At 70.7% G+C, this 18,495-nt stretch carries 23 protein-coding genes; 18 read left to right on the top strand and 5 right to left on the bottom strand.

What is annotated here, in order from left to right; genetic code table 11:
- Positions 1-3: 3 nt before the first annotated feature.
- From hda to IE066_RS01940, 3 genes are read right to left on the bottom strand one after another with little or no spacing between them, the layout of a single operon-like run.
- Positions 4-729, bottom strand: coding sequence for a DnaA regulatory inactivator Hda (gene hda, locus IE066_RS01950; RefSeq protein WP_189446644.1), 726 nt, complete (start codon positions 727-729; stop codon positions 4-6).
- Complete coding sequence (locus tag IE066_RS01945) at positions 729-1,868, bottom strand: AI-2E family transporter (RefSeq protein ID WP_189446643.1); 1,140 nt, start codon at positions 1,866-1,868, stop codon at positions 729-731. The genes hda and IE066_RS01945 overlap by 1 nt, the downstream gene beginning before the upstream one ends.
- Complete coding sequence (locus IE066_RS01940) at positions 1,868-2,941, bottom strand: DUF2066 domain-containing protein (RefSeq protein ID WP_189446642.1); 1,074 nt, start codon at positions 2,939-2,941, stop codon at positions 1,868-1,870. The genes IE066_RS01945 and IE066_RS01940 overlap by 1 nt, the downstream gene beginning before the upstream one ends.
- 125 nt (positions 2,942-3,066) lie before the next feature.
- On the opposite strand from IE066_RS01940, the gene purM reads away from it, so the two are divergent.
- Genes purM through IE066_RS01915 form a run of 5 tightly spaced genes read left to right on the top strand, consistent with a single transcriptional unit; the run spans position 3,067 to position 6,782 of the window.
- A complete protein-coding gene (gene purM, locus IE066_RS01935; protein WP_189446641.1) occupies positions 3,067-4,113 on the top strand; it encodes a phosphoribosylformylglycinamidine cyclo-ligase in 1,047 nt (348 codons plus the stop codon).
- Positions 4,091-4,750, top strand: coding sequence for a DUF2238 domain-containing protein (locus IE066_RS01930; protein ID WP_189446640.1), 660 nt, complete (start codon positions 4,091-4,093; stop codon positions 4,748-4,750). The genes purM and IE066_RS01930 overlap by 23 nt, the downstream gene beginning before the upstream one ends.
- The gene (gene purN, locus IE066_RS01925; protein ID WP_189446639.1) at positions 4,747-5,403 is read left to right on the top strand and encodes a phosphoribosylglycinamide formyltransferase; all 657 of its coding nucleotides are present in this window, start codon (positions 4,747-4,749) and stop codon (positions 5,401-5,403) included. The genes IE066_RS01930 and purN overlap by 4 nt, the downstream gene beginning before the upstream one ends.
- Positions 5,403-6,107 carry a DUF3108 domain-containing protein gene (locus IE066_RS01920; RefSeq protein ID WP_229790625.1) on the top strand — a complete coding sequence of 235 codons (705 nt, stop codon included), beginning with the start codon at positions 5,403-5,405 and terminating at the stop codon, positions 6,105-6,107. The genes purN and IE066_RS01920 overlap by 1 nt, the downstream gene beginning before the upstream one ends.
- 3 nt (positions 6,108-6,110) lie before the next feature.
- Complete coding sequence (locus tag IE066_RS01915; RefSeq protein WP_189446637.1) at positions 6,111-6,782, top strand: DUF3108 domain-containing protein; 672 nt, start codon at positions 6,111-6,113, stop codon at positions 6,780-6,782.
- A gap of 58 nt (positions 6,783-6,840) precedes the next feature.
- Here the strand turns inward: IE066_RS01915 and murA are convergent, their stop codons facing one another.
- Together murA and IE066_RS01905 are read right to left on the bottom strand one after the other, a co-directional pair.
- Complete coding sequence (gene murA / locus IE066_RS01910; RefSeq protein WP_189446636.1) at positions 6,841-8,097, bottom strand: UDP-N-acetylglucosamine 1-carboxyvinyltransferase; 1,257 nt, start codon at positions 8,095-8,097, stop codon at positions 6,841-6,843.
- Between the two features lie 36 nt (positions 8,098-8,133).
- A complete protein-coding gene (locus IE066_RS01905) occupies positions 8,134-8,373 on the bottom strand; it encodes a BolA family protein (RefSeq protein WP_189446635.1) in 240 nt (79 codons plus the stop codon).
- Positions 8,374-8,475: 102 nt separating this feature from the next.
- On the opposite strand from IE066_RS01905, the gene IE066_RS01900 reads away from it, so the two are divergent.
- The 13 genes from IE066_RS01900 (at position 8,476) to ptsP (ending at position 18,453) form a co-directional block, all read left to right on the top strand.
- Positions 8,476-9,474 (top strand): KpsF/GutQ family sugar-phosphate isomerase, encoded by a 999-nt coding sequence (locus IE066_RS01900; protein WP_189446634.1) that lies wholly within the window; start codon positions 8,476-8,478, stop codon positions 9,472-9,474.
- A 12-nt stretch (positions 9,475-9,486) separates the two neighbouring features.
- Positions 9,487-10,059 carry a KdsC family phosphatase gene (locus IE066_RS01895; RefSeq protein ID WP_189446633.1) on the top strand — a complete coding sequence of 191 codons (573 nt, stop codon included), beginning with the start codon at positions 9,487-9,489 and terminating at the stop codon, positions 10,057-10,059.
- Positions 10,056-10,610: an LPS export ABC transporter periplasmic protein LptC gene (gene lptC, locus IE066_RS01890; protein ID WP_189446632.1), complete on the top strand. Its 555-nt coding sequence runs from the start codon at positions 10,056-10,058 to the stop codon at positions 10,608-10,610. Before IE066_RS01895 ends, lptC begins: the two co-directional genes overlap by 4 nt.
- On the top strand, positions 10,600-11,109 hold the full coding sequence (gene lptA, locus IE066_RS01885; protein ID WP_189446631.1) for a lipopolysaccharide transport periplasmic protein LptA: 510 nt from the start codon (positions 10,600-10,602) through the stop codon (positions 11,107-11,109). Before lptC ends, lptA begins: the two co-directional genes overlap by 11 nt.
- Positions 11,109-11,828 carry an LPS export ABC transporter ATP-binding protein gene (lptB, locus tag IE066_RS01880; protein WP_189446630.1) on the top strand — a complete coding sequence of 240 codons (720 nt, stop codon included), beginning with the start codon at positions 11,109-11,111 and terminating at the stop codon, positions 11,826-11,828. Before lptA ends, lptB begins: the two co-directional genes overlap by 1 nt.
- A 72-nt stretch (positions 11,829-11,900) precedes the next feature.
- Positions 11,901-13,292, top strand: a complete 1,392-nt coding sequence (locus tag IE066_RS01875; protein WP_189446629.1) for an RNA polymerase factor sigma-54 — start codon at positions 11,901-11,903, stop codon at positions 13,290-13,292.
- Between the two features lie 99 nt (positions 13,293-13,391).
- Positions 13,392-13,718: a ribosome hibernation-promoting factor, HPF/YfiA family gene (gene hpf, locus IE066_RS01870; protein WP_189446628.1), complete on the top strand. Its 327-nt coding sequence runs from the start codon at positions 13,392-13,394 to the stop codon at positions 13,716-13,718.
- Positions 13,719-13,725: 7 nt separating this feature from the next.
- A complete protein-coding gene (locus tag IE066_RS01865; protein WP_189446627.1) occupies positions 13,726-14,187 on the top strand; it encodes a PTS sugar transporter subunit IIA in 462 nt (153 codons plus the stop codon).
- Complete coding sequence (gene hprK / locus IE066_RS01860; protein ID WP_189446626.1) at positions 14,184-15,134, top strand: HPr(Ser) kinase/phosphatase; 951 nt, start codon at positions 14,184-14,186, stop codon at positions 15,132-15,134. Before IE066_RS01865 ends, hprK begins: the two co-directional genes overlap by 4 nt.
- Entirely contained in the window at positions 15,131-16,012 is an 882-nt protein-coding gene (gene rapZ, locus IE066_RS01855) for an RNase adapter RapZ (RefSeq protein WP_189446625.1), read from the top strand. The genes hprK and rapZ overlap by 4 nt, the downstream gene beginning before the upstream one ends.
- Before the next feature lie 52 nt (positions 16,013-16,064).
- Positions 16,065-16,457 carry a PTS sugar transporter subunit IIA gene (locus tag IE066_RS01850; protein WP_189446624.1) on the top strand — a complete coding sequence of 131 codons (393 nt, stop codon included), beginning with the start codon at positions 16,065-16,067 and terminating at the stop codon, positions 16,455-16,457.
- 5 nt (positions 16,458-16,462) lie between these two features.
- Entirely contained in the window at positions 16,463-16,732 is a 270-nt protein-coding gene (locus tag IE066_RS01845; RefSeq protein WP_189446623.1) for an HPr family phosphocarrier protein, read from the top strand.
- 5 nt (positions 16,733-16,737) lie between these two features.
- Positions 16,738-18,453: a phosphoenolpyruvate--protein phosphotransferase gene (ptsP, locus tag IE066_RS01840; RefSeq protein ID WP_189446622.1), complete on the top strand. Its 1,716-nt coding sequence runs from the start codon at positions 16,738-16,740 to the stop codon at positions 18,451-18,453.
- The last annotated feature ends 42 nt before the right edge of the window (positions 18,454-18,495 follow it).

The following is an 18,495-nucleotide window of genomic DNA, read 5'->3' as shown; positions in this document are numbered from 1 at the left end:
GGCTCAGCCGCCCTGGCGCGGCTCCAGCTCGCGCCCGAGCACCTCGCGCAGGAACGGCACCGTGAGGCGACGCTGCGCAGCGAGCGCGGCGCGATCGAGGCGGTCGAACAGCTGCGTGAGGCTGCCGAGGTCGCGGCCGACGCGGCGCAGCAGCCAATCCAGTGCGGCCTCGTCGACCGCCAGCCCGCGACGCTGCGCACGCTGGCGCAGCACCTCGCGGCGCGCCTCGTCATCCGGCGGCGTCAGCGCGATGCCGATGCACTGGCCGAGGCGCGAACGCAGGTCGGGCAGCGTGAGCGCGAGCGCATCGGGGCGCGCATCCGCCGCGTACAGCACGCGCGTGCCGTTGGCGCGCGCGCGGTTGTGGAAATCGAACAGCGCGACCTCGTCGTCGCGATGGCCTGCGACCACGTCCAGGCCGTCGACGGCAACGAGGTCCATGCCTTCCAGAGATTCCAGCGCGTCGCGCACGCGCCCGGCCGCGCTCGCCAGCGGCAGGTAGGCCGGGCGTGCGCCGGTCGCCAGCGCATGCGCGCAGCTGCCGAGCAGCAGGTGCGTCTTGCCGGCGCCCGCAGGGCCGCTGACGTAGAGCCAGTCGCGCGCTTCGCCCGCCGCCACTGCGCGCAGCAGCGCGATCGCGCCGTCGGGCGCGCCGACGAAGGTATCCAGGTGCTGGTCGGGTGGATACCGCAGCGCCAGCGGCAGCTGCGGTACGAGCGGATCGGACATCAGGCCGTACCGCGCTCGCCGGCCGCCGTGCCTTCCAGCACGATCACCGGCTCCTCCGCGCCGTACAGGCGGCTCGCACGGTAGCGTTCCTGTGCGTAGCGCAGCAGCACGTTGGTCACCGCGGCCACCGGCAGCGCGAGCAGCATGCCGAGGAAGCCGAACAGCTGGCCGCCCGCGAGCACCGAGAAGATCACCGCCATCGGATGCAGGCCGATGCGATCGCCCACGAGCTTGGGCGTCAGCCAGTAGCTCTCGATCACCTGCCCGACGCCGAATACCACCAACACGCCGACGAGGTGCTGCCAGTCGCCGAACTGCACCAGCGCGGCGATGCTGCCAAGCACCAGCAGGCTGGCCGGGCCGACGTAGGGCACGAAGGTCAGCAGGCCGGCGATCAGGCCGATCAGGATGCCGAGGTCGAGGCCGACGATCTGGAGGCCGACCGCGTAGCCGATGCCGAGGATCACCATCACCAGGAACTGCCCGCGCAGGAAGCCGCCGAGCACCGCGTCAGACTCGCGCGCGAGACGCGAGACCGTCGGCAGGTGGCGCGGCGGAACCAGCGCGGCGATGCGCTCGACCAGTGCATCCCAGTCGCGCAGGAAGAAGAAGGCGAGCACCGGCACCAGCACCGCGTTCACCGCCAGCCCGATCAGCATCGAGCCCGAGCGCGTGACGTAGCCGAGCACCGTGCGCGCAACGCCACCGGCGCTCTCCCAGTGCTCGCGCACCATCGTCACCAGGTAGCCCATGTCGAGATAACGATCGACGTCGATGCGGGTACGCGCCTCGACCCAGGGCAGCAGCGTATCGCCCACCCACGCCAGGTAACGCGGCAGCGACTGGATGAGCGTGATCACCTGGCGCTGCACCATCGGCAGCAGCAGGAGCAGCACGACCACGAACAGCAGCGACATCACGCTGAACACGATGGCCACCGCGGTCGAGCGCGAACGGCCGGCGGCTTCGAGGCGATCGACGACGGGATCGCCCAGCCAGCCCAGTAGCGCGGCGATCACGAAGGGCGTCAGCACCGGCGCGAGCAGGCCGAGCAGCCAGAGCGCCGCCAGCACCACGGCGGCCCACTGCACCCGGCGCAGGAAGCGCGCGATGTCCTCCAGCGGCGTCGCGGCTTCCATCAGCGCAGCCGGAAGGTGGTGGCGCTGTCGTCGTCGCCGACCGGCTCGAGGATGCCGTCCTTGGCGACCGCGCGGCTGAAGCCGGCGATGCCGCTGACGAGCTCGAGTTCGTAGGTCAGGCCTTCACCGGTGGCGCGTATCGGCGTCGCGCGCTTCACCACCGCGGCGCGGTCGAGGTAGGCGGCGAGACGGATGAAGTCGTCCGTGCTGCCCACGCCGGTAAAGGTGACGGTGTAGCGGCCCGGCGGGCCCAGCGACTTGCCGGGCTTGGCGTACTTGCGGATCAGCGCGTCGGCCGCGATGTCGGCGCCGCCGGCCATCGCGCGCCGCGCGTCGGCATTGGTGGTCGAGGACTTCGCCAGCTGGCGGCCGTTGTCGAGGAACACCCAGTCGGCCTGCCAGCCGCCCTTGGGCGTGCGGTACAGCTTGCCGATCAGCTGCATCGGCGGCGCGTACTTGGACGAGGCACGAGCGATCGCCGCGGTGTCGCCGCGCCAGATTGCGCCGGCCAGCGCCTGCTCGGCAGCGTTGCCGGCCGGCAGGCCCAGCGCGTAGCCGCGCTGCTTGGCCTGGTCGAGCACCGGGCGCGCCGCGTTGCTCTTGCCGAGGCCCACCAGCCGCGCCCCCGAGCCGTCGTCGATCGCGAGCCACAGCACCGGCTTGGGACGCGGCGTCGGCCACAGCGGCAGGCCGAGCGTCGCGATCGCCTCGTCGACCTTGTCCTTGTCGTACTGGATGACCAGCGTCGTGTTGTAGGTGGGCGCGCCGGTCGGGCCGATGCCCTCGTCCTGGCGGTAGTCGTAGCGGTCGACGTACTCGCGCGCGCGCCGCAGCTCGTCGCCGACGCCGGGCTTCTGGTTCACCCCGCGGTCGCCGGTAATGCGCGTGAGCACCTGCAGCAGGCCACGGGCGAAGCCCGAGTTGCGCTGGGCATCGCCCTGGTTGGTGACGACCACCTCGGCCGAGTAGATGCCCGACGCGCGGGCGCGGCTGCCCTCCACGCGTTGCGCGAGCACGGTGGTGCTGAAGGCCAGGAGGAGGAAAGCGGTGAGGTAACGGTAGGCGCGCGCCATCGCCAGCCCGGGGTCGTGGACAGGCCGGACATGGTGCCGCAGTGCCGCCGGGCCGTCCACGAGGCCGGCCGCGGCGGGCGCCGCTGCTAGAATCTCGCGCTCCGTAACGACCGCCCGAGACCGCCGTGTCCCAGTCGAACAGCTCCGACCGCGCCCCGCTCACCTACCGCGAGGCGGGCGTCGACATCGACGCGGGCAACGAGGTGGTCGAGCGCATCAAGCCGCTGGTCAAGCGCAGCTTCCGCCCCGAGGTGATGGGCGGCCTCGGCGGCTTCGGCGCGCTGTTCGACCTGTCGGGCAAGTACCGCGAGCCCGTGCTGGTCTCCGGCACCGACGGCGTGGGTACCAAGCTGAAGCTCGCCCAGCAGCTGAACCGCCACGACACCATCGGCATCGACCTGGTGGGGATGTGCGTGAACGACGTGCTGGTGCAGGGCGCCGAGCCGCTGTTCTTCCTCGACTACTTCGCCACCGGCAAGCTCGACGTCGAGACCACCGTGGCGGTAGTCGGCGGCATCGCCAAGGGCTGCGAGCTTTCGGGCTGCGCACTGATCGGCGGCGAGACGGCCGAGATGCCCGACATGTACCCGCCGGGCGAATACGACCTCGCCGGCTTCTGCGTGGCGGCGGTGGAGAAGTCGAAGCTGCTCGACGGCGCGAAGGTGCGCGAGGGCGACGTCCTCATCGGCATCGCCTCCAGCGGCCCGCACTCCAACGGTTACTCGCTGATCCGCCGCATCTTCGACCGCGCCGGCCGGCCGGCCGACGTCGACGTCGGCGGCGTCACGCTGGTCGACGCACTGATGGCGCCCACCGCCTTATACGTGAAGCCCGTGCTGGAACTGCTGTCGAAGCACGACCTGCACGCGATGGCGCACATCACCGGTGGCGGCCTGACCGAGAACATCATCCGCGTCATTCCCGAGGGCCTGGGGCTGGACATCGAGGCCAGCGCGATCGTGCTGCCGCCCGTGTTCGACTGGCTGCAGCGCGAAGGCGCGGTCGCCGACGACGAGATGTGGCGCACGTTCAACTGCGGCATCGGCTTCGTGCTGGTGGCCGCGCCCGGCGACGTCGGCGCGATCACCGCCGACCTGCAGCGCATGGGCCTGTCGCACCGCGCGATCGGCCGGGTCGTGCGGGCGAGCGGTGAACGCGTTCGCATCGGCTGAGCCGGCGTCGCGCGCCGGGTGGGCGCTGCGCCACGGCGCCATCGCGGCGACCATCGCCGTCTTCCTCGCCAGCTGGATCCACCCGGTGTGGCCTCTGGAACAGGCGCTGCACAGCTCGCTGACGGTCGTCGCACTCGGGCTGCTGATCGCCTACGCGCGGCGACCGGCCACGCGCGACGGCGATGTGGCGCTGCTGTGCGGCTTCCTGGTCCTGCACTGCGTCGGCTCGCGCTGGCTGTATTCCAACGTCCCCTACGACGCCTGGTGCCAAAGCGTGTTCGGCTTCTCCCCGCAGGCGGCATTCGGCTGGGAGCGCAACCATTTCGACCGCCTCGTGCACCTCGCCTACGGAATCTGCTTCGCGCCCGCGATCACGCACGACCTGCGTGTGCGCTACCGCCTCGGCGGCGGGCACGCCTTCGTGCTGATGCTGCTCCTGGTGATCGCCAGCAGCCTGGTTTACGAGTGGCTTGAGTGGGCGATCGCGCTGGCGCTCGCGCCCGAACAGGCGGAGGCCTACAACGGCCAGCAGGGCGATCCCTGGGACGCGCATGCGGACATGCTGCTGGCGACGGCCGGCGCAGCCTGCTGGGCCGTCAGGTTGATCCGCGAGCCCGACGCGGGCACGCCGCGATGAGGCTGGCCGTCCTCGCCTCGGGCCGCGGCAGCAACCTGCAGGCCATCCTCGACGCGATCGGCGACGGCATACTCGATGCCGGCGTCGTCGGCGTGTTCTCGGACCGTCCGAAGGCGCAGGCACTGGAACGCGCACGCGCCGCCGGCATTCCGGCCATCGCGCTGCGGCCGGCGGACTTCGATACGCGCGACGCCTACGACGCCGCGCTGTTCGATGCGATTGCCCGTGTGCAGCCCGAGCTGGTCGTCTGCGCGGGCTACATGCGCCTGCTCGGCGCTGCGCAGGTGGAGGCCTGGCACGGCCGCATGATCAACATCCACCCGTCGCTGCTGCCGCTCTTCAAGGGCCTGCGCACGCACGAGCAGGCGCTCGCCGCCGGCGCGCTGCAGCACGGGGCCAGCGTGCATTTCGTGACCGCGGAGCTCGACGGGGGGCCGGTGATCGCCCAGGCCCGCGTGGCGGTGCTGCCGGGCGACGATGCTGCGAGCCTCGCCGCCCGCGTGCTCGATCGCGAGCACCCGCTTCTTCTGGCGACTCTTCAACTGCTCGCGGCGCGTCGCCTCCGCCTTGACGGCGCATCCGTAGAGTTCGACGGCCGTCCGCTGCGGCAGCCGCTGCAGCTCGCGGGCATGGAACTCGTGGAGATCGAATGATGCGACGCCTCCTGATGCTCGCCCTGCTGCCGCTGCTCCTCGCGGTGGCCGGTGCCGCGTGGGCCGTCGAACCGTTCCGCGCCAGCTACGACGTCTACCGCGGGGGCCGCGCGATCGGCGTGGCGACGCTGCAGGTGGTGCGTGACGGCGCCCGCTGGCGCGTCGACCTCGCCATGGACGGCAAGGGCCTGGCGGGCCTCGCCGGGCTCAACGCGCAGCAGAGCACCGTCTTCGACGAGGTGAACGGGACCTATCGCCCGCTCGCGCAGAGCACGGTACGGAAGGTCCTGTTCACGCGGAAGCAGACGACCGGTACCTACGATTGGTCCGCTGGCCGAGCAACCTGGACCGGGGACGTGAAGAAGACCCGCCGGGCGCCGGTCGCGCTGCAGCCGGGGGACATGAGCGGTCTGCTCATCAACCTCGCGGTGATCCGCGACGCCCGGCCGGGCGCCACGCTGCAGTACCGGTTCGTGGACGACGGCCGTGCGCGCCCGCAGCAGTACGTGGTGTCGACACGGACGGAGCCCATGACCGTCGACGAGCTGCACTACGACGCCCTGCGCGTCGACCGGGTGCAGTCCGTCGCGGAACAGACCTCCATCTGGGTCGCGGAAGGCGTGCCGACGCCGATCCGCATCCTGCAGCGGGAAAACGGCGAGGACACCTACGACCTCCGCCTCATCGAATACAAGGGAGCCTGACCAATGACGAAGACGTTCCTCCGCGGCGCCGTAGTGGCCGCCTCGCTGGCCTTGGCCGGCGCGCCCGCCTTCGCCGCGCAGCCGTTCAATGCGGCCTACCAGGCGAACTACATGGGCATGAAGGCCACCGGCCGCATGTCCATCGAGTCGGCCGGTAACGGCCAGTGGCGCTACACGCTCGAAGTGCGCAACCAGCTCGCCAACCTCGTGCAGACCACCGTTTTCGAGGACGACGGCGGCGTGCTGCGCCCGCTCTCGGGCAGCGACAGCAACAAGCTGCTGGTGAAGAAGTCGAACAAAAAGGCGACCTACGACTGGTCGCGCGGCGTGGCCACCTGGTCGGGCGACGTGAAGCCCGACCGCGCGGGCCCGGTGAAGCTGCAGGCGGGCGATCTCGACGCGCTGCTGGTGAACCTCGCCATCGCGCGCGACGCCGCCGCCGGCAAGCCGCTGCGCTATCGCATGGTCGACGACGGCCGCGTGCGCCAGCTCACCTACACGGTGGCCGGCAAGGAAGCGGTGACCGTCGGCGGCAAGTCGCAGCAGGCGACCAAGGTGGTGAGCACCTCCGGCGACAAGAAGACCACGCTGTGGGTGGTCGCCGGCGTGCCGGTGCCGGTGCGCATCATGCAGGTCGACGGCAACGACACCATCGACCTGCGCATCGCGCAGTAATCGCCGCATCAAAAAAAAGAGCCCCGCCGAAGCGGGGCTTTTTTTTCGTGCCGCGGCCTCAGCCGATGCGCGAGATCCGCGCGCCCAGCCCCGACAGCTTCTGCTCGATGTTCTCGTAGCCGCGGTCGAGGTGGTAGATGCGGTCGATGGTCGTCGTGCCCTCGGCGACGAGGCCGGCGAGGATCAGCGACGCCGAGGCGCGCAGGTCGGTCGCCATCACTGGCGCCCCGCTCAGGCGCGGTACGCCGCGCACCACCGCCGTATGCCCGTCGATGCGTATGTCCGCGCCCAGGCGCAGCAGTTCGTTGACGTGCATGAAGCGGTTTTCGAAGATCGTTTCGTTCATCACCGCCACGCCGTCCGCCACGCAGTTGAGCGCCATGAACTGCGCCTGCATGTCGGTAGGGAACCCCGGATGCGGCATGGTGGTGATGTCGACCGACTTCGGCCGGCGGCCCTGCATGTCGATGGTGATGCGGTCGTCGTCGCAGTCGAGCTCCGCGCCCGCTTCCTTCAACTTGTCGAGCACCGCGTCCATCGTGTCCGGGCGCGCATGCGTGAGCGTCACGCGGCCGCCGGTCATCGCCGCGGCGACCAGGAAAGTGCCGGCTTCGATGCGGTCGGCGACCACCGAATGCTCGCAGGCGCGCAGCTTTTCCACGCCTTCGACCACGATGCGGCCGGTGCCGGCGCCGCTGATGTTCGCGCCCATCGCGATCAGGCACTCGGCGAGGTCGACGATCTCCGGCTCCATCGCCGCGTTCTCCAGCACCGTGCGGCCCTCGGCCAGCACCGCCGCCATCAGCACGTTCTCGGTGGCGCCGACGCTGACGATGTCGAACACGTGGCGCGCGCCGCGCAGCCTTTCCGCACGTGCCTTGATGAAACCGTTCTCGACACTGATCTGCGCGCCGAGGCTCTGCAGGCCCTTGATGTGCAGGTCGACCGGGCGCGAGCCGATCGCGCAGCCGCCGGGCAGCGAGACCTCCGCATGGCCGTAGCGCGCCAGCAGCGGGCCCAGCACCAGTACCGAGGCGCGCATCGTCTTGACCAGCTCGTAGGGCGCGACCTGGCTGTGCACCGAGGTCGGATCGACCGTCACCACGCCCGGCCCGCCGTCGCCCACGCGTGCACCGAGCTCGGCGAGCAAGCGCGCCGTGGTGTGCACGTCGTGCAGGTGCGGCACGTTGCGCAGGGTCATCGGCCCGTCGGCGAGCAACGTCGCGCAGAGGATCGGGAGGACGGCGTTCTTGGCGCCCGAAATACGGACTTCGCCGTTCAGCGGCCGGCCGCCTTCGACAACGATCTTTTGCATGGACTCGATTCGTAAGTGAGGGGAAGCGCGCGCGGATCAGCCCGCGGCGCCCGCTTCCTCAGGGGTGAGCGTCTTCAGCTGCAGCGCATGGATCTCGCCGCCCATGCGCTCGCCGAGCGTCGCGTACACCATGCGGTGCCGCGCGAGCGGAAGCTTGCCGCGGAAGGCATCGCTGACGACGCTGGCCTCGAAGTGGACGCCGTCGTCGCCGCGCACGTCGGCGCGGGCGCCGGGCAGGCCCTGTTCGATGAGTTGACGGATGGTTTCGGGATTCACGGCGACGGCCTATGGACAGGCGGAGCGGCGACGCCACGGACGTGGCGGCCTGAACCGCTTAAACTGGACGGATTAGCCTAGCCGAAAGGACCCCCGTCCGAAATGGCGGAACGCAACGCTCCGGCCGCGGCCGACATCGACTTCCCCGCCAGCGGCCGCCGCGTGTTCGCGGTCGAGGCGCAGGCGCTCGCCGCCGTCGCCGATCGCCTCGACGCCGCCTTCGCCCAGGCCTGCCGCCTGATGCTGGAGACCCGCGGTCGCGTCGTCTGTATCGGAATGGGCAAGTCGGGCCACATCGCGCGCAAGGTCGCCGCCACGCTCGCCTCCACCGGCACGCCGGCGTTCTTCGTCCATCCGGGCGAGGCCGCGCATGGCGACCTCGGCATGATCACCGACGCCGACGTCGTGCTCGCGCTGTCCTACTCCGGCGAGAGTGACGAGATCCTCACGCTGATGCCCGTGCTCAGGCGCCAGGGCAACGTGGTGATCGCCATGACCGGCCGCGCCGCCTCGACGATGGCGCGCGAGGCCGACGTGCACCTCGACGTCTCCGTGCCCGCCGAGGCCTGCCCGCTGCACCTCGCGCCCACGTCCAGTACCACCGCCTCGCTGGCGATGGGCGACGCGTTGGCGGTCGCGCTGCTCGAGGCCCGCGGGTTTACCGCGGACGACTTCGCCCGCTCGCATCCGGCCGGCGCGCTCGGTCGCCGCCTGCTGCTGCACATCGCCGACGTCATGCACACCGGCGCCGACCTGCCGGTCGTGGGGCCGGATGCCTCGGTCAGCGAGGCGCTGGTCGAGATGAGCCAGAAGCGGCTGGGCCTGACGGCCGTGGCCGATGCCGAAGGCCGCCTGCTCGGCGTCTTCACCGACGGCGACCTTCGCCGCACGCTGGACGACGCGCAGCTCGACCTGCGCGCCACGCCCATCGCGCAGGTCATGACGCGCGCGCCGCGCACGATCGGCGCCGACGTGCTGGCGGTCGAGGCCGCGCACGTGATGGAGCAGCACAAGATCAACGGCCTGCTCGTCGTCGCGAACGACGGGCGCGTGGTCGGCGCACTCAACATTCACGACCTGTTGCGAGCGCGGGTGGTTTAACCCCCCGACCCCATGACCTCCATCCCGCCCATCACCGACGACCTGCGCCAGCGCGCCCGCCGCGTGCGGCTCGCCTGCTTCGACGTCGACGGCACGCTCACCGACGGCCGCCTCGTCTACGACAGCGCCGGCGGCGAAGCCAAGGCTTTCCATGTGCACGACGGCCAGGGCCTCGTACTGCTGCGCCGCGCCGGCATCCACGTCGCGCTGGTCACCGCGCGCACCAGCCCGGTGGTCGAGCGTCGCGCGGCGGAGCTCGGCGTGCAGGCCTGCAGCGGCATCGGCGACAAGCTCGGCTGCGTCGAAAGCATCGCGCGCGGGCTTGGCATTTCGGTGGAGGACGTGGCCTTCATGGGCGACGACCTCCCCGACCTCAAGGTGATGCGCGGCGTCGGCCTCGCGGCCTGCCCGGCGAACGCGCACCCGTGGGTCGCCGCGCATGCGGCATGGCGTTCACGCTTCGACGGTGGCTGCGGCGCGGCACGCGAACTCTGCGACCTGGTGCTTGATGCGCAGGGCCGCGTCGAGGCGTTGATCGCCGACATGCTGGCCGCGGCGCCCACGCCGCTCGGAGCGCAGGCATGAACTGGCGCCTCGTCCTCGGCCTCGTGCTCGCCGCCGCGGCGGTGGCCATCGGCGCTTCGCTGTGGCGCCAGCGCGACGGCGGCGCGACGCCGCAGCAGGCCGGGCGTTCGGACTACACGCTGCACGATTTCCAGCTGATCGCGCTCGATGCCGAGGGTCGCGAGTCCTTCACGCTCAGCGCGCCGAAGCTCACCCGCGACCCGTCCGCGAAGACGCTCGACCTCGCCACGCCGCTCTTCACCATTCCGCCGCGTGCGGGCTCCGACGGCAAGCCGTGGGAAGTGCGCTCGAAGACGGCCTGGGTATCGGCCAAGGGCGACGAGATCCGCCTGCGCGGCGACGTGGCGGCCACCAGCATCGACGGCGACGGCCAGCCGATCCGCATGGACACGCAGCAGCTCAACGTCTTCCCCGACGCCAAGCGCGCGACCTCGGACGTCGCGGTCAGCGTCAAGCAGCCGGGACTTATACTCAACGGCTACAGCATGGACGCGAAACTCGATGCGCGCCTGGTGCAGCTCAGGAACGTCAAGGCCCGTTATGAAAAATAGCCGTATCGCCATCGCGCTGGCCGCGCTCGCATTGGTCGCCGTCTCGGGCGTCGCGCTCGCGCGCACCTCCGACCGCCGCCAAGCCATCGACATCGAGAGCGGCTCGGCCGTGTACTCGACCGATGACAGCCGCCCCACGGTTCTCGCAGGCGGCGTCACAATCACGCAGGGCACGCTCAGGATCACATCGTCGACGGCCGAAATCACGATGCGTAACGGCGAGGCGGTGCGGGCGGTACTGCGCGGCGGGCCCGTGCGCATGAGCCAGCAGCTCGACGACGGCACGCCGATGAATTCGGTGTCCTCGACCGCCGACTACGACATGCAGGCCGACGTCGTCGTGCTCGCCGGCAACGTGAGCGTCCAGCAGTCGCGCGGGTCGCTCAACGGCGAACGCGTCACCTACAACATGCGTTCGGGCCAGGTCGCCAGCGGTGGCGCGGCGGGCGGCGGTCGCGTGAAGATGCGTATCCTCCCCAAGAATTCGGGCACGCCCTGATGCTGCTGGCCGAGGGGCTGCGCAAGAGCTACAAGTCGCGCGAGGTCGTGCGCGACTTCGGGCTGAGCCTGGATGCCGGCGAAGTCGTCGGCCTGCTCGGCCCGAACGGCGCCGGCAAGACCACCTGCTTCTACATGATCGTCGGCCTGGTGCCCGCCGACGCGGGGAAGATCCTGCTCGACGGCCGCGACATCACCGCCGATCCGATGTACGCGCGCGCCAAGCACGGCGTCGGCTACCTGCCGCAGGAGCCGTCGGTGTTCCGCAAGCTCAGCGTGGCCGACAACATCCGACTGGTGCTCGAGCTGCGCAGCGATCTCGATCGCAAGGGCCGCGAGCGCGAGCTCGACGAGTTGCTGGAGGAATTGCAGGTCACGCACGTCGCGGACCAGATCGGCGCCAGCCTCTCAGGCGGCGAGCGCCGCCGCGTGGAGATCGCGCGCGCGCTGGCCGCACGTCCGCGCCTGATGCTGCTCGACGAACCGTTCGCGGGCGTCGATCCGATTTCCGTGGGCGAGATCCAGAAGATCGTGCGTCACCTCACCGAGCGCGGCATCGGCGTGCTGATCACGGACCACAACGTCCGCGAGACGCTCGGCATCTGCGACCGCGCCTACATCCTCAACGAAGGCGTGGTACTGGCGCAGGGCTCGCCGGAGTCGATCCTCGCCAATCCCGACGTGCGACGCGTCTACCTCGGCGAAACGTTCCGACTGTAATGCTGCTGCGCCCGACCGGCGGCCGCACCGGCCGCTGACGTTCGGTCGCACCGCCGTGTACCTTGGATGTCGATGAAACAGCGCCTCCAGGCCTCGCTCGGCCAGCATCTCGTGATGACGCCGCAGCTGCAGCAGGCGATCCGCCTGTTGCAGCTCTCGTCGATCGAGCTCGATGCAGAACTCAACGAGGCGGTGGAAAGCAACCCGCTGCTGGAATGGGACGAAGGCGGCGTCATCGCCATGCCCGAGGCCGCGCCGACGGAGCCCGCGCCCGAGAACGAGACATGGGGCGATGCCGAACTCGAGGGCTGGGGCGACGGCCCGAGCGGCGGCTCCGGCCTCGACGGCGACGGCATGTCGCTGGCCGAGCAGGTGGCCGAGCGCGAAACCCTGCACGACCACCTGCTGTGGCAACTGCACCTCAGCAGCCTCTCGCCGCGCGACCGCCGCATCGGTGCGGCGATCATCGACGCCATCTCCGACGACGGCTACCTGCGCGAGCCGCTGGACATGATCGCCGCCAGCGTCGACCCGCCGGTCCCGGTGGAAGACGTCGCGACGGTCCTGCACTGCGTGCAGCATTTCGATCCCATCGGCGTCGGCGCGCGCTCCGTGTCCGAGGCGCTCTGCGTGCAGTTGCACGCACTCGATGCCGACACGCCCGGCCGCGCGCTCGCCATCCGCATCGCCGACGCGCTGCTGGAGCGCCTGCCGAAACTCGGTGCCGATGGCATCGCCGCGGAACTCGGCGAGCCGCTCGACGAGGCCGAACAGGCGGTCGCGCTGCTGCTGTCGCTTGATCCGCGCCCGGGCGCGCAGATGGGCGAACTCTCGCCCGAGAGCTACGTCGCGCCCGACGTGACGATCTGGCGCCAGCACGGAGGCTGGCGCGTCGCGCTGGCCGAGCACACGCGTCCGCGCCTGCGCATCAACCGCGGCTACGAGGCGCTGATCAGCCGCACATCGAGCAGCGACGCCGCCTACCTGCGCTCGCAGTTGCAGGAAGCGCGCTGGCTGCTGCGCAACGTCGAGGCGCGCGGCGAGACGCTGCTGCGCGTGGCGCGTTGCCTGGTGCAGCGCCAGTCGGCCTTCCTCGATCTGGGCGACGGCGCGCTGCGTCCGCTGACGCTTCGGGAGGTCGCGACGGAGGTGGGCCTGCACGAGTCCACCGTCTCGCGCGCGATCGCACGCAAGTACGCGCGCACGCCGCGCGGCACGCTGCCGCTTCGGGCCTTCTTCGCTTCGGGCGTCGGCGGCGGTACGGCGGAGGAAACCTCCAGCACCGCCGTGCAGTCGATGATTCGCCAGCTGATTTCCAGCGAGAACCCGCGAAAACCCCTCTCGGACGCGCGCCTGGCCGACCTGCTGCGGGCGTCCGGCGTGCCGGTCGCGCGCCGCACGGTGGCAAAATACCGCGAAGCCATGAGCATCCCCTCGTCCCAGGATCGCGTCCGCATCGGCTGACTGCGCACTATTTGACGGGCGTCAAGGCGCGCCCTCCGGAAAGTGCGATGCTGGGGTCGCGGCCACAGGGCCGCCTCTGCAGACAGTCAGGAGATGCCCATGCGTATCGATATCCACGGTCAGCACATCGATGTCACCCCGGCCCTGCGCGACTACGTCGCGATGCGTTTCGAGCGGCTCGGCCGCCATTTCGAACGGCCCTTCGACGTCCGCACGGTGCTTTCGGTGGAGAAGACGCGCCAATGGGCGGAAGCCACGGTCAGCCTCTCCGGCCGGGTCTTCCATGCCGATGCCGAAGGCAGCGACATGTACGCGGCGATCGATGCGCTCGCCGACAAACTCGACCGAAGTCTGCTCAAAGAAAAGGAGAGGCGCGTCGACCACCACCGCGGGGAGCGTTTCGCCCGCGTGGCGGCCCTCGCCTGACGGGACCATGCCCTTTGCCGACCTGCTCTGCCATCAACGCATCGGCCGGATTTCCGGCCCCGTCGACCGCGATGGCGTGATCGAACGCCTCGCGGCCCTGCTGGCACGGCCGGTGGAGGGACATGGCCTCGCGGCGGCCGACGTGGCCGAGCGGCTGCGCGAGCGCGAGCGCCTCGCCAGCACCGCGCTCGGCCACGGCGTCGCCATTCCGCATGCGCGCATCGGCGGGCTCGATCGGGCCCGCGGTGCGTTCGTGCTGCTCGACCACGGCGTGTCCTATGCGGCGCCCGACGGCGAGCCCGTCGACCTGGTGTTCGCGATGGCGGTGCCGGAGGACGAGGTCGCCGGCCACCTCGCGCACCTGGGCGAGATCGCCGAGCGCTTCTCCGACGCCGATTTCCGCGCGTCGCTGCGCGCGGCCGACGATGATCGCGAACTCGCGCGTCGACTGCTCGGAGCCGACGCATGAATGCCCGCATCAGCGCGCAGGAGCTCTACGACCAGCAGCTCGACCGCCTCGGCCTGCGCTGGTTCGCCGGCCGTCGCGGCGGTACGCGCGTGCTCGAATCGGTCGACACCGTGGCGCGACGCCCGTCGCTCGCCGGCTACCTCAACATCATCTATCCCAACAAGGTGCAGATCCTCGGCAGCGAGGAACTCGCGTGGCTCGACGAACTCGACTCGCGCGCGCGCTGGGAGACGATCGAGAAGATCATGCAGTTCCGGCCGCTGGCGCTGGTGATCAGCAAGAGCCAGACCTGTCCCGAAGACCTGCGCCTCGCCGCCGAGGAAACGGACACGCCGCTGTGGATCTCGCCGCGGCGCGGCCACGAGCTGCTGAACCACCTGCAGTACCACCTCGCGCGCAAGCTCGCCCCGCGCGTGACGCTGCACGGCGTGTTCATGGAGATCTACTCGATCGGCGTGTTGATCACCGGCGAATCCGGCGCCGGCAAGAGCGAGCTCGCGCTGGAACTCGTTACCCGCGGCCATCGCCTCGTCGCCGACGACGCACCCGAATTCACCCAGATCGCGCCCGACGTGCTCGACGGCGCATGCCCCGAACTGCTGCAGGACATGCTCGAGGTGCGTGGCCTCGGCGTGCTCAACATCCGCCAGATGTTCGGCGACACCGCGGTCAAGCGGAACAAGTACCTGCGCCTGATCGTGCACCTCACGCAGCCGTCGCTGCATCCCGAGCCGGGCGGCTTCGAGCGCATCACCGGCGACCTCGGTGTGCGCCAGGTACTCGATCTCGACGTGCCGATGATCACCCTGCCGGTCATCGCGGGCCGCAATCTCGCGGTGCTGACCGAAGCCGCGACGCGCACGCACATCCTGCGCGCGAAGGGCGTCGACCCGGCCGCGGCGTTCATGGCGCGGCACAGCCACTTCCTCGAGCGGGGCGACTCGTGAGCGCGCGCCCATCGGCCACGCTGGTGCTGGTGAGCGGGATGTCGGGCTCCGGCAAGTCCGTCGCGCTCAATACGTTCGAGGACCTCGGCTTCTATTGCGTCGACAACCTGCCGGCGATGCTGCTGCCGCAGCTCGTCGCCGACATCACCGGTGGCGACGACGGCGGCCCGGCGAAGATCGCGGTAGGCATCGACGTGCGCAATCGCCACGACGAACTCGACAAGGTGCCCGCGGCGCTCGCCGCCGTGGGCGGCATGGGTTTCGACCCGCGGCTGGTGTTCTTCGACGCCGCCGACGCGGTGCTGCTCAAGCGGTACGCCGACACGCGCCGCCGCCATCCGCTGAGCCGTCTCGGCCTGTCGCTGCCCGAGGCGATCGCGCTCGAGCGGCAGGTGCTGGGGCCTCTGCGCAAGCTGGCCGATGCGATCGTCGACACCAGCGAAATGAACGTGCACCAGTTGCGCCGGCACGTCACCACGGAATTCGGGCTCGGCGCCGAGCCGGGCATGTCGCTGCTGTTCGAATCGTTCGCATATCGGCGCGGCGTACCGGCCGACGCCGACTTCGTGTTCGACGCTCGCGCCCTGCCGAACCCGCACTGGATCCCGTCGCTGCGGCCGCTGTCGGGCCGCGACCCCGCCGTGCGCGACTACCTGCTGGAACAACCCGACGTCGAAGCCTTCTACCAGCAGATCCGCGCCTTCCTCGACGCCTGGCTGCCGCGCCTGCAGGCCGACAGCACGCGCAGCTACGCCACGATCGCGTTCGGCTGCTCCGGCGGACGCCATCGTTCGGTGTATCTCGTCGAGCGCATGGCCGCGCACATGCGCGAGCTCGGCTGGCCGGAAGTCGCGGTGCATCACCGCGAGCTCGACTGAGTTCCACCACCGCCGCTTCCGGACCGTCGCGGCGCTCTGCTAACGTCGTCGCATGACCGTCGGCATCCTGCTCGTCACGCACGAAGGCATCGGCACCGCCCTGCGCGGCGTGGCCGAGCGACTGCTGACGCCCATGCCGCTACGCGTCGAGGTGCTCGAGGTGCCGTTCGACGCCGACCCCGAAGCCATTCTGCCCGCTGCGAGCGCCGCGCTGCGCCGCGCCGACGGCGGCGACGGCGTGCTGGTGCTCACCGATCTCTACGGCGCGACTCCCTCGAACCTTGCCGGCCGGCTGTCGCGGCTGGGCACGCCGGTGCGGCGCGTATCGGCCCTCAACCTGCCCATGTTGCTGCGTGTGCTCAACTACGCGGATCTGGCCCTCGACGAACTTCCCGCCATCGCCATCGCCGGAGGCCGGAACGGCGTCCAGCTCGACGACATCTGACCCCCATGATCGAACGCGACCTCACCGTTTCAAACCGCCTCGGCCTGCATGCACGCGCGACCGCCAAGCTCGTGCAGACGCTGTCGCAGTTCCGCAGCAACTGCACGCTCACCGCGAAGGGCCGCGAGGTCAACGCGAAGAGCATCATGGGCGTGATGCTGCTGGCCGCCGGCCAGGGCACGCAGGTGAAGCTGCGGGTCGAAGGCGAGGACGAGCAGGCCGCGGCCGATGCCGCGCAGGCGCTGTTCGACCGCCGCTTCGACGAGGACAGCTGAGCCGCATGGCACAGGCGCTGGCCGGACAGGGCGCATCGCGGGGCACTGTCCTCGGACGGGCGCGCGTACGGCTGCCGCACGCACTGCAGATCGCCGAGCAGCGAATCGCGCCCGAACAGGCGCCGGCCGAACTCCAGCGGCTGCAGCACGCGATCGCCGTGGTGCGCGGCGAGATGCACGCCCTGCGCGCACGCCTTCACGGCGCACTGGCGCAGGAGGTCGGCGAGTTCCTCGACCTGCACGCGCTGCTGCTGGACGACCCCGAACTGCTGCAGGGCCTCGACCAGCTGGTGCGCGACCGCCATTACAGCGCCGACTACGCCCTGCGCGTCCAGCGCGACCGTCTCGCCTCGGTGTTCGAGGCGATGGACGACCCCTACTTCCAGAGCCGCGTCGAGGACATCGACCAGGTCATAGGCCGCATCCATGCAGCGCTGCACCGGCGCGACTGCGAGCTGCGGGGATTCGCGGGCGAGATCCTCGTCGCCGAGAGCGTGGCGCCGGCGGAAATGGCGCAGTTGCAGGCGCAGGGGGTCATCGGCATCGTCACCACGGGCGGCAGCCCGCTCGGGCATACCGCGATCCTCGCGCGCAGCCTGCACATGCCGCTGGTGGTCGACTGCGAGCATGCGCTGGAGACCATCAACGATGGCGACGCGCTGATCGTCGACGGCGGCAGCGGACGCGTCGTCGTCGAGCCCGGCCCGGCCGACCTGCGCGCGCACCGCGCGCGCGAACGCGAGCACCTGCGCGAAACGCGCGCGCTGGCGCGGCTGCGGCGCGAGCCCACGCGGACCCGCGACGGCGTCGACATCCGCCTGTTCGCGAATGCCGAATCGCAGGCCGACGTCGCCGAGGCGCATGCGCTCGGCGCCGCCGGCGTCGGCCTGTACCGCACCGAGTTCCTGTTCCTGCAGCGCAGCGCCCTGCCCGACGAGGACGAGCAGTTCCGCGCCTATCGCGACGTGGTGATGGGCATGAGCGGCCAGCCGGTCACCATCCGTACGCTCGACGTGGGCGCGGACAAGACCGATCGCACCGGCCTGTCTCTGCGCGACGAGCCGAATCCGGCACTGGGGCTGCGCGGCATCCGGCTGTCGCTCGCGCGCCGTGCGCTGTTCCGCACGCAACTGCGCGCGCTGCTGCGCGCCTCGGCCTACGGCCGCATCCGCCTGCTGCTGCCGATGGTGAGCTGCGCCGAGGAGATCGCGCAGGCGCGCGCGGAGATCGCCGCGATGGCGGCGGCTCTGCGCGCGGAGGGCCATGAGCTGGCTGAGAACATCCCGGTCGGCGTGATGATCGAGGTCCCCGCCGCAGCGCTCGCGTTGCCTGCCTTCATCCGCGACGTGGACTTCCTGTCGGTCGGCACGAATGACCTCGTGCAGTACCTGCTCGCCGTCGACCGCAATCACGAGGGCCTGGGCCGGCTCTACACGCCCCTGCATCCCGCGGTGATCCGCGTGCTGCGCGACGTCATCCGGCTCGCGCAGCGCCACGGCCGCCCGATCGCGCTCTGCGGCGAAATGGCCGCGGCGCCGGATTACGCGCCGCTCCTGCTGGCGTTGGGGCTCACCGATTTCAGCCTGCATCCCGGCACGATGCTGGAAGTGCGCCGGCGCATCCGCGACTGCGACTACGCCGCGCTGCAGGCACGCCTGCCCGCCCTGCTGCGCGCGCGCGATCGCGATGCCATCGAGCGCTGGCTGGCGAACGCCGGCTGATCGCGCGTCTTCGCTGTCCATCACCGCCCGCAGCGGCGATAA

The organism is Cognatilysobacter xinjiangensis (genome assembly GCF_014651995.1).
Taxonomy (GTDB): domain Bacteria; phylum Pseudomonadota; class Gammaproteobacteria; order Xanthomonadales; family Xanthomonadaceae; genus Cognatilysobacter; species Cognatilysobacter xinjiangensis.
The sequence above is the reverse complement of the archived record's forward strand: the minus strand, read 5'-3'. Positions and strand labels throughout refer to the sequence as shown.

What these genes read in the sequence shown, in the direction of transcription:
- IE066_RS01875 (WP_189446629.1), top strand. Translation starts at nt 11,901, where the DNA reads ATGAAACAGCGCCTCCAGGCCTCGCTCGGCCAGCATCTCGTGATGACG.
- lptB (WP_189446630.1), top strand. Translation starts at nt 11,109, where the DNA reads ATGCTGCTGGCCGAGGGGCTGCGCAAGAGCTACAAGTCGCGCGAGGTC.
- murA (WP_189446636.1), bottom strand. Translation starts at nt 8,097, where the DNA reads ATGCAAAAGATCGTTGTCGAAGGCGGCCGGCCGCTGAACGGCGAAGTC.
- ptsP (WP_189446622.1), top strand. Translation starts at nt 16,738, where the DNA reads ATGGCACAGGCGCTGGCCGGACAGGGCGCATCGCGGGGCACTGTCCTC.
- lptA (WP_189446631.1), top strand. Translation starts at nt 10,600, where the DNA reads ATGAAAAATAGCCGTATCGCCATCGCGCTGGCCGCGCTCGCATTGGTC.
- IE066_RS01850 (WP_189446624.1), top strand. Translation starts at nt 16,065, where the DNA reads ATGACCGTCGGCATCCTGCTCGTCACGCACGAAGGCATCGGCACCGCC.
- purN (WP_189446639.1), top strand. Translation starts at nt 4,747, where the DNA reads ATGAGGCTGGCCGTCCTCGCCTCGGGCCGCGGCAGCAACCTGCAGGCC.
- lptC (WP_189446632.1), top strand. Translation starts at nt 10,056, where the DNA reads ATGAACTGGCGCCTCGTCCTCGGCCTCGTGCTCGCCGCCGCGGCGGTG.
- IE066_RS01845 (WP_189446623.1), top strand. Translation starts at nt 16,463, where the DNA reads ATGATCGAACGCGACCTCACCGTTTCAAACCGCCTCGGCCTGCATGCA.
- hda (WP_189446644.1), bottom strand. Translation starts at nt 729, where the DNA reads ATGTCCGATCCGCTCGTACCGCAGCTGCCGCTGGCGCTGCGGTATCCA.
- IE066_RS01940 (WP_189446642.1), bottom strand. Translation starts at nt 2,941, where the DNA reads ATGGCGCGCGCCTACCGTTACCTCACCGCTTTCCTCCTCCTGGCCTTC.
- IE066_RS01865 (WP_189446627.1), top strand. Translation starts at nt 13,726, where the DNA reads ATGCCCTTTGCCGACCTGCTCTGCCATCAACGCATCGGCCGGATTTCC.
- IE066_RS01915 (WP_189446637.1), top strand. Translation starts at nt 6,111, where the DNA reads ATGACGAAGACGTTCCTCCGCGGCGCCGTAGTGGCCGCCTCGCTGGCC.
- IE066_RS01945 (WP_189446643.1), bottom strand. Translation starts at nt 1,868, where the DNA reads ATGGAAGCCGCGACGCCGCTGGAGGACATCGCGCGCTTCCTGCGCCGG.
- hpf (WP_189446628.1), top strand. Translation starts at nt 13,392, where the DNA reads ATGCGTATCGATATCCACGGTCAGCACATCGATGTCACCCCGGCCCTG.
- hprK (WP_189446626.1), top strand. Translation starts at nt 14,184, where the DNA reads ATGAATGCCCGCATCAGCGCGCAGGAGCTCTACGACCAGCAGCTCGAC.
- IE066_RS01920 (WP_229790625.1), top strand. Translation starts at nt 5,403, where the DNA reads ATGCGACGCCTCCTGATGCTCGCCCTGCTGCCGCTGCTCCTCGCGGTG.
- IE066_RS01895 (WP_189446633.1), top strand. Translation starts at nt 9,487, where the DNA reads ATGACCTCCATCCCGCCCATCACCGACGACCTGCGCCAGCGCGCCCGC.
- IE066_RS01900 (WP_189446634.1), top strand. Translation starts at nt 8,476, where the DNA reads ATGGCGGAACGCAACGCTCCGGCCGCGGCCGACATCGACTTCCCCGCC.